The organism is Nesterenkonia sandarakina (genome assembly GCF_003003175.1).
In the GTDB taxonomy this organism is placed as follows: Bacteria; Actinomycetota; Actinomycetes; order Actinomycetales; family Micrococcaceae; genus Nesterenkonia; species Nesterenkonia sandarakina_A.
The window spans coordinates 1-1,533 of the sequence record NZ_PVTY01000052.1 but is presented as its reverse complement, the minus strand read 5'-3'; the positions used below and the strand labels follow the sequence as shown (position 1 = coordinate 1,533).

The following is a 1,533-nucleotide window of genomic DNA, read 5'->3' as shown; positions in this document are numbered from 1 at the left end:
CAGCGGATCGACCGTCAGGCGGTCTCTCAGCACTGGCCCGGGCCCCGCACTATCGCCATTGTCAACGGCAAGGGCGGAGCCTCGAAGACCCCGACGACGATCCTGCTCTCCGCAGTGTTCGCCCGATTCGGCGGCGGTGGCGTGCTGGCCTACGACAACAACCAAACGCGCGGCACCCTGGGATGGCGCACCGAGCAAGGCCCCCACGACGCGACGATCCTTGATCTGCTGCCGAAGGCTACTGACCTGCTTTCTACCGGGGCACAGTCGGCGGATCTGGCGCACTTCGTGCACCACCAGACCACCGACCGCTACGACGTGCTGCGCTCGAAGCCGGTGGCCCTGGCTGATGCGCAGCGCGTCGATGCCGGCGACGTGGACGCCATTCACCAGGTCACCAGCAAGTTCTACCGGCTAATCTTCATCGACTCCGGTAACGATGAGTCCGATCCGCTGTGGAAGCGCATGATCGACCTCAGCGATCAGCTCGTGGTGGCCACCACCACCAAGGACGAGCACGCCGAGGCCGGCGCCCTTCTGCTCGAAGCTCTCGCAGACCGCGACGAGCGATCCGCAGCCCTGGCCGATGAGGCCGTGGTGATCGTCTCGGAATCCAACGACTCCGCCAAGCCCACCGAAGCGGCCGAGGTCCGCAACGGATTCAGCAAGCTCGCCCGCGAAGCGGTCTCGATCCCTTATGACCCGGCAATGGTCGATGGGGTGCTGCACTACGACGCGCTGCGCAGCTCCACACAGCGCGCATGGCTGCGCGCCGCTGCGGCCGTCGCGAGGGGACTCTAAAACATGGAGATCGCTGCCACCGTCATTCCTGTCACCGCGTTTCTCGTAACCTCGACTGTCTTTCTCATCGTTGGCCTACTGGCTCGCCGCAAGAACCGCACCAGCGCAGCAGAGAGCCCCGGCCTGTGGATCGCCGCAGTGGTGTTCCTCGCGTTGGCAGTGCTCGGCTATGGGATGACCCTCTTCGTTCTTGTCCTGACCTAGAGGTCCGCCACAGGGGCCCTGATTCAGATTCATGTTCGACACGCCGAATCAGATTCCCTCACTCGGGGCGTCGCACAGGTTAACTGGGAACAGCCGAGAGGAGAGGTCGATGCCCCAGATCAATAAGGGTGAACGTGAAGTAGTCACTGTTCGTCTACCTATAGAGCTCTTCCAGAAACTTGATACGTACGTGAAGCGTTCGCAGACCACCAAGACGGATTTCGTTGGTGGCCTCATAGCGGAAGCACTCGAGCCCGTCGACCTCGAAAACTTGGACCAGCAGCAGGAGAGGTTGCCACTCACCGCATAAAAAGAAGAAGCGCCCACCTACTGGTGAGCGCTTCCCCAAAGCCTTTCAGAACCGTTCGGTCGCCAAACAGTCCGGTTCTGAATCCAATCCCCGAAGGAAATTGAACCGATGACTCCCGTGCGAGGGAGGCACCTTTTGTGCTTCCCACTGTAGCACCGCGCGCCCAAACGCCCCAGAGACCACGCAACAACACGGCGTTTCGTGCTGCCTTCCGCGCC

Annotated in this window: 3 protein-coding genes; all 3 read left to right on the top strand. The window is 62.1% G+C overall.

What is annotated here, in order from left to right; translation table 11 throughout:
- Positions 1-801 (top strand): AAA family ATPase (locus BCL67_RS15100; protein WP_146131225.1); only part of this gene is annotated, 801 nt, incomplete at its 5' end.
- Between the two features lie 3 nt (positions 802-804).
- Entirely contained in the window at positions 805-1,005 is a 201-nt protein-coding gene (locus BCL67_RS15095; RefSeq protein WP_106124217.1) for a hypothetical protein, read from the top strand.
- 109 nt (positions 1,006-1,114) lie between these two features.
- On the top strand, positions 1,115-1,315 hold the full coding sequence (locus tag BCL67_RS15090; protein WP_106124216.1) for a hypothetical protein: 201 nt from the start codon (positions 1,115-1,117) through the stop codon (positions 1,313-1,315).
- Positions 1,316-1,533 lie beyond the last annotated feature (218 nt).

What these genes read in the sequence shown, in the direction of transcription:
- BCL67_RS15090 (WP_106124216.1), top strand. Translation starts at nt 1,115, where the DNA reads ATGCCCCAGATCAATAAGGGTGAACGTGAAGTAGTCACTGTTCGTCTA.
- BCL67_RS15095 (WP_106124217.1), top strand. Translation starts at nt 805, where the DNA reads ATGGAGATCGCTGCCACCGTCATTCCTGTCACCGCGTTTCTCGTAACC.